The sequence below is a fragment of the Actinocorallia aurantiaca genome (assembly GCF_039533685.1).
GTDB lineage: Bacteria > Actinomycetota > Actinomycetes > Streptosporangiales > Streptosporangiaceae > Actinocorallia > Actinocorallia aurantiaca.
The window spans coordinates 1-6,583 of sequence record NZ_BAAATZ010000019.1 but is presented as its reverse complement, the minus strand read 5'-3'; the positions used below and the strand labels follow the sequence as shown (position 1 = coordinate 6,583).

Below are 6,583 nucleotides of genomic sequence, written 5' to 3'. Positions count from 1 at the left end.
CGCCAGCAGCTCCACCGCGTCCTCCGCGGGCAGGGGCTCCAGTTCCACGTGGACGGCGCCGGGCAGCGCGGTGAGCCTGCCGCGTCCGGTGACGATCACCCCCGGCCCCCCGTCGCCGGGCAGGAGCGGCAGGACCTGCCGCTCGCCGGAGGCGTCGTTGAGGATGATGAGGAGCCGCCGCCCCTGGGTGCGCGCCCGGTACAGCTCGGCGCGCTCGGCCAGCCCGCGGGGCGGCGCGGTCACTCCCAGCATGCGCAGCAGCCGGCCGAGCACCTCGAGGGGCTCGGCCGTGAAGTGCAGATCGGTGTAGAGGCAGCCGTCGGGGAAGCGGCGGCGCAGCTGGTGGGCGGCGTGCGTGGCCAGGGCGGTGGCGCCCGCCCCCGGCCTGCCGCTGACCACCACGATCGGCAGCGCCGCGGAGGTGACCGCCTCGGCGACCCTGAGCGTCTCGGCGGCCCGGCCGGTGAAGTCCGCCGGATCGTGCGGCAGCGTCGTCTCGGCGGGGTACCGGACGGCCAGCACGTCGCGCTGGATCCGGCGCAGCTCGGGCCCCGGCTCCAGACCCAGCTCCCCCACCAGCGCGTCGCGCAGACGGCGGTAGGCCTCCAGCGCGGCGGGACGGCGCCCGGAGCGGGTCAGCGCCACCATCAGCTGGCCGTGGAAGCGTTCGCGCAACGGGTGCCCGGCGCACAGGGCCGTCAGCTCCGGGACGAGCTCGGCGGCCCTGCCCCTGGCCAGGTCGGCCTCGATCCGCCGCTCCAGGGCGAGCAGCCGCTGCTCCTCCAGCTGCGCGGCCTCGGCGTACAGCCCGGGGACGCCCTCCAGGGCGCAGCCGCGCCAGCCTCCCAGGGCCTGGCGCAGCAGCAGCGCCGCGCCCTCGTCGTCGCCGCGGCGCGCGGCCGTGCGGGCCTCGGCGACCTTGCCGGCGAACTCCAGGGCGTCCACCGAGTCGCCGTCCAGCGCCAGCAGATAACCCGGAGGGCAGGTGACCAGCAGGTCCCGCGCGGGCCCGAACGCCCGGCGCAGCGCCGACACGCAGCCCTGGATCTGGGTGGTCGCGGTCGCCGGAGGGGTGCGCGGCCAGACCGCGCGCACCAGCCGCTCCACGCTGACCGGCCGCCCGGCGTCCAGCGCCAGGGCGGCCAGCACCGCGCGGGCCCGCGGCCCGACCGGCACCACCCCCCGCCCGTCGCGCAGCTCGACCGGGCCGAGGAGCCTCACCTGCATGGCACTTTCTCCGCGTCTCAACCCGACTCCCCCGTCAGCCGCCCTGTAAGACGGCCATGTAAGAAAAGTGCAATGATCTAACAAAGGATGTCAAGGTCTTCCGGCGGGATTTCACGGCGCCCCCTCCGCGAACTCATCGAAACCGGGGTTCCCGGGTAGGAGAAACCTTGGCGTGTCCCCGACGATTGGCATGGTCTTGCGGTTGCTCAACGCGGAGCGGATAGCTCACGACCTCACGTACAACGACGTCTTCATGGTCCCGGCGCGCTCGTCGGTCGGGTCGCGGCTGGACGTCGACCTCACCACCGCCGACGGCAGCGGGACGACGATCCCGCTCGTCGTCGCCAACATGACCGCCGTCTCCGGCCGCCGGATGGCCGAGACCATGGCGCGGCGCGGCGGGATCGCGGTCATCCCCCAGGACATCCCGGTCGAGGTCGTCGCCGAGGTCGTCTCCTGGGTGAAGTCCCGCCATCCCGTCTTCGACACCCCGATCACCCTCGGGCCCGGCGACACCGTCGGGGAGGCGATGGGCCTGCTGCCCAAACGCGCGCACAACGCGGTCATCGTGGTCAAGGACGGCGAGCCGGTCGGCATCGTCACCGAGGCCGACTGCCAGGGCGTCGACAGGTTCTCCCAGTTGCGCGACGTCATGTCCCGCGACCTGCTGACCCTGTCCGACTCCGTGGAGGCCAAGGAGGCCTTCGAGGTGCTGCACCGCCGCGGGCACCGGCTGGCGCCCGTCGTGGACTCCGCGCGGCGGCTCGTGGGCGTGCTGACCCGCACCGGGGCGCTGCGGACCACCCTCTACCGGCCCGCCGCCGACGACGCGGGACGGCTGCGGACCGCGGTGGCCGTCGGGGTCAACGGCGACGTCGCGGGCAAGGCCAAGGCCCTGCTGGAGGCCGGGGCCGACCTGCTGGTGGTCGACACCGCGCACGGCCACCAGGAGAAGATGATCAGCGCCCTGGAGGCGGTCCGCGGACTGGACCCGCAGGTGCCGGTGGTCGCGGGGAACGTCGTCACCGCCGAGGGCGTGCGCGACCTGGTGGCGGCGGGCGCCGACATCGTCAAGGTCGGGGTCGGGCCCGGCGCCATGTGCACCACCCGGATGATGACGGGCGTCGGCCGCCCGCAGTTCTCCGCCGTCCTGGAGTGCGCGGCCGAGGCCCGGCGCCTGGGACGGCACGTGTGGGCAGACGGCGGCGTCCGGCATCCGCGCGACGTGGCCCTGGCGCTGGCGGCGGGCGCGTCGAACGTGATGGTCGGCTCCTGGTTCGCCGGGACGTACGAGTCCCCCGGGGACATGCAGCACGACGCGGACGGACGGCTGTACAAGGAGAACTTCGGCATGGCCTCGGCCCGCGCAGTGCGGCTGCGCACCGGCGAGGACAGCCCGTTCGAACGGGCCCGCAAGGCGTTGTTCGAGGAGGGCATCTCCACCTCGAAGATGTTCCTAGACCCGCAGCGCCCGGGCGTCGAGGACCTCGTCGACTGGATCGTGGCGGGCCTGCGCAGCTCCTGCGCGTACGCGGGGGCCTCGACGCTGGAGGAGTTCCACGAACGGGCCGTCGTCGGGGTCCAGGGCTCTTCGGGCTACGCCGAGGGAAAACCGCTGTCCAGCAGCTGGTGACGACTCCTTACGGTGACACGCCGCGATCCTTACGGTGACACGCCGTGACGGGACTGGAACCCCGGACCTTCTTGACTCACTCTGATCTGACGATCTTGGGCGTGCGGGAGGGGTCCGGACATGACACGGCGGCAGTGGGGCCGGCTGCTGGGCGCCCTGGCCCTGACCACGGCCTCGGCCCTGGTCTGGGGCGTCGCCCACCTCCAGTCGGGGCGGCGGCTGACCGGCGCGGCGCTCTTCGCCGTCTACACGGCGCTCGCCTGCCTCTCCGCCGCCCTCTCCCTGGGCCACCGGCCGGAGCTGCTCAGGCTGGCGTTCAGCCCCGGTTGGCTGGCCTTCACCGTCGCGGGCGTCCTGCTGCTCGCGGCGGTGTGGGCGGGAGTCGTCGCCCGGTCCTGGTTCCTGGTGCGCCCCCGGGGGCTGCGGGCACCCGTACGGATCGCGGCCTTCACGCTGGTGCTCCTGCTGTGCACGGCCGTCTCCGCGCCGTTCGTGCTCGCCGCCCACGCCACCTTCCTCTACCGAGGCGCGCTCCTGTCCATCTTCACGACGTCGGACCACGCGCGGGCCGAGAACCGGGACGACCCGTGGAAGGGCAGGCCCCGGCTGAACATCCTGCTGCTCGGCGGGGACGCGGGCCGCAACCGGTACGGCGTCCGCACCGACAGCATCACGCTGGCCAGCGTCGACACGCGCACCGGCGACACCGTCCTGCTGAGTCTCCCCCGCAACCTGGAACGCGTCCCGCTGCCTCCCGGACCGGCCGCCCGCCACTTCCCCGACGGCTTCACCGGGGAGGGGGAGATGACCCCCGGACTGCTGAACGAGGTCTACCAGTACGCCGAGGACCATCCGCAGATGGTGCCCGGCGTCCCGCGCGGCGCGCGCGGCCCGGCGCTGCTGCGCCCCACCGTCGCCGGGATCCTCGGACAGCCCGTCGACTACCACGTCCTCGTCGACATGCGGGGGTTCTCCCGGCTCATCGACGCGATGGGAGGCGTCGACCTGACCCTCCCGGAGGACATCACCTACGGGAAGAGCGGCGAGGGCCGCCTGCCCGCCGGACGCCACCACCTGACCGGAGCCCAGGCCCTCTGGTACGGGCGCTCCCGGACCGACAGCGATGACTACGTCCGCATGGGCCGTCAGAAGTGCCTGATGCGCGCCATCGCCCGCCAGGCCGAGCCCCACCGGATCCTGCCGCGCTTCCAGAGCCTGGCGAAGGCGGCCAGGCGCACCGTCGCCACCGACATCCCGCCTTCGCTGCTCCCCGCCCTCCTGGAACTGGCGAAGAAGGTGCGGGACCAGGGGGAGATCACCAGCCTCCAGTTCGTGCCCCCGCTGATCGACACGGCCGAACCCGACTACGCGTTCATCCGCGCCAGGGCCGACAGGGCCGTCGCGGGGCGCGGGAGGAAGACCGCCTCGCCCGCCGCCGCGCGGACCGCCGCGGCCGCGCGTTCCTCGAAGCGCCCCGTGATCCGACCGGCGCCGCAGGCGTCGCTCCCGCCTTCGCCCGATCCCGCCAAACCCGTCTCCCTCGACTCCACATGCCCTTCCTGAGAAGGCGAAAGCCCCCGCCGGCGACACGCCTGCGGGGGCTTCGGGAACTTCTGGGCGGTCGCTCAGGGGTGCTGGCTGCTGACCGAGATGATCTCACCGGTCATGTAGGACGACTGGTCGCCGGCCAGGAAGATGATCACATTGGCCACCTCCCAGGGTTCGGCGTAGCGGCCGAAGGCCTCGCGGGAGGTGAGTTCGGCCAGGAGTTCCTCGCTGGTCACCTTCACCAGGTGGGGGTGCATCGCGAGGGAGGGCGCGACGGCGTTGATCCGGACGCCGTGGTCGGCGGCCTCCAGGGCCGCGCAGCGGGTGAGCGCCATGACCCCGGCCTTCGCCGCGGCGTAGTGGGACTGGCCCCGCTGGGCCCGCCAGCCGACGACCGAGGCGTTGTTGACGATCGTGCCGCCGGCGCCCTGGTCGCGCATCACGCGCAGCGCCGCGCGGGTGCAGCGCATCGTCCCGTTGAGGGTGATGTCCAGGACCCGGTCCCAGCGCTCGTCGGGCATGTCGACGAGTTCGTCGGTACCGCCGAGCCCCGCGTTGTTGACCGCCACGTCGACCCGTCCGAAGACCTCCAGGGCGTGGGCGTAGAGAGCCTGGACCTGCGCTTCGTCCGTCACGTCGCAGGGCAGCGCCGCCACCCGCTCCGCGCCGAACTCCTTGCCCAGGTCCTCCAGCGACTGAGCGAGCCTGCGTTCATGGGCGTCGCTGATCACCACCTGCGCGCCCTCTTCGAGGCAGCGGCGGGCGGTGGCGCCGCCGATGCCCGCCCCCGCCGCGGCGGTGATGACCACGACCTTGCCGGTGAGCAGGCCCCGGGCCTGCGGATACTGGGGAACCGTCATGGAGGAACCCTACCGAGCACTTGTTAGGCGGCCGGGAACCGGGTAGGGGACGTGGGATCATGGAAGCCGAAGAGAGCACGTCGGGAACGAAGGGGGGAAGAGCCGTGCCCAGCATCGTGGAGTTCCGTGCCTACCGGGTCGCGATGCACCGCGGCCGCCGGCCCGAAAGCGCCCTGGTGGCCCTCACCGCCGAGGACGGCACCGTCGGATGGGGCGAGAGCGCCCTCCTCGACGAGGAGACGTGGGCCGACCTCGCGCAGCGGCTCGGACCGGCCCTGCCCGGCCTGGAGTGGGACCGCCCCGAGGATCTCGGCGGGCTCGGCGCGCTCGGCGGCCCCCGCGCCACCGCCGCCGTCGAGATCGCCGCATGGGACCTGTGGGGCCGGGTGCACAAGGTCCCCGTGGCCCACGCCCTCGGCGGGACCCGCACCTCCGTCGTCACCGGCGCCCGCATCCCCTGCCAGCCCCACCTGGACAACCTCCCCTCCCTCGTCAACCGGTACATCGGCGGTGGCCACACCCGCGTCACCCTGGAGGTCCGGCCCGGCTGGGACGTCGAAGCCCTGCGCACCGTCCGGCAGGCCTACCCCGCCCTCGCCCTCCAGGTCGACGGCGCCTGCTCCTACACCGACTCCCCCGACGACCTCGAAGCCCTGGAGTCCCTCGACGCCTACGACCTCGTCGCGATCGAACGGCCCTTCCGGGACCTCGCCCCCCACGCCGTGCTGCAGCGCTCGGTCCGCGCGGCCGTAGCCCCCGACATCGGTGACCTCGACGCCCTGGACGCCGCGATCACCATGGACGCCGGCCGCGCCCTCAGCCTCCGCGTCAGCCGCCTCGGCGGCCTCACCACCGCCCGCGGCGCCCACGACCGCGCCTACGCCGCCGGCTGGGACGTCTGGTGCGGCGGCTCCGGCGTCTTCGGCATCGGCAGGGCCGCCTCCGTGGCGCTCGCCAGCATGCCCGGCTGCACCCTCCCCAGCGACATCACCGAGTTCGCCGGAGGCCCCGAGTACCTCACCCCGCCGTTGCGCTCGCACGGCGGCGTCATCGCCGTCCCCCTCACCCAGCCCGGCCTGGGCCACGAGATCGACGTCCCCCGCATCACCCGCCTGGCCACCGACGAACTCCGCATCACCACCGGCTGAACCCCGGAAACGCAAAAAAGGGCCCAGACGAACGTCTGGGCCCTTTTCACGAAGAACGGCCTCCCAAGAGATTTCCTGGGAAACGCGAGAAAGGCCCCCGACGATGTCGGGGGCCTTTCTCGATGTTGATTGCGGCGGTGACCTACTCTCCCACACAGTCTCCCGTG

General features: G+C 73.3%; 5 protein-coding genes. 3 read left to right on the top strand and 2 right to left on the bottom strand.

Annotated elements, in window-relative coordinates:
- Window positions 1-1,227, bottom strand: a 1,227-nt coding sequence (locus ABD327_RS22110; RefSeq protein ID WP_344452504.1) for an AfsR/SARP family transcriptional regulator, incomplete at its 3' end; no start/stop codon positions are given.
- A 190-nt stretch (window positions 1,228-1,417) separates the two neighbouring features.
- Here ABD327_RS22110 and ABD327_RS22105 point away from each other — a divergent pair.
- Entirely contained in the window at window positions 1,418-2,860 is a 1,443-nt protein-coding gene (locus ABD327_RS22105; RefSeq protein ID WP_425547190.1) for a GuaB1 family IMP dehydrogenase-related protein, read from the top strand.
- 120 nt (window positions 2,861-2,980) lie between these two features.
- Window positions 2,981-4,423 (top strand): LCP family protein, encoded by a 1,443-nt coding sequence (locus ABD327_RS22100; protein WP_344452503.1) that lies wholly within the window; start codon window positions 2,981-2,983, stop codon window positions 4,421-4,423.
- Between the two features lie 62 nt (window positions 4,424-4,485).
- Here ABD327_RS22100 and ABD327_RS22095 read toward each other — a convergent pair whose 3' ends face one another.
- Window positions 4,486-5,268, bottom strand: coding sequence for an SDR family oxidoreductase (locus ABD327_RS22095; RefSeq protein ID WP_344452502.1), 783 nt, complete (start codon window positions 5,266-5,268; stop codon window positions 4,486-4,488).
- Window positions 5,269-5,372: 104 nt separating this feature from the next.
- On the opposite strand from ABD327_RS22095, the gene ABD327_RS22090 reads away from it, so the two are divergent.
- Window positions 5,373-6,416 (top strand): enolase C-terminal domain-like protein, encoded by a 1,044-nt coding sequence (locus ABD327_RS22090; protein WP_344452500.1) that lies wholly within the window; start codon window positions 5,373-5,375, stop codon window positions 6,414-6,416.
- The last annotated feature ends 167 nt before the right edge of the window (window positions 6,417-6,583 follow it).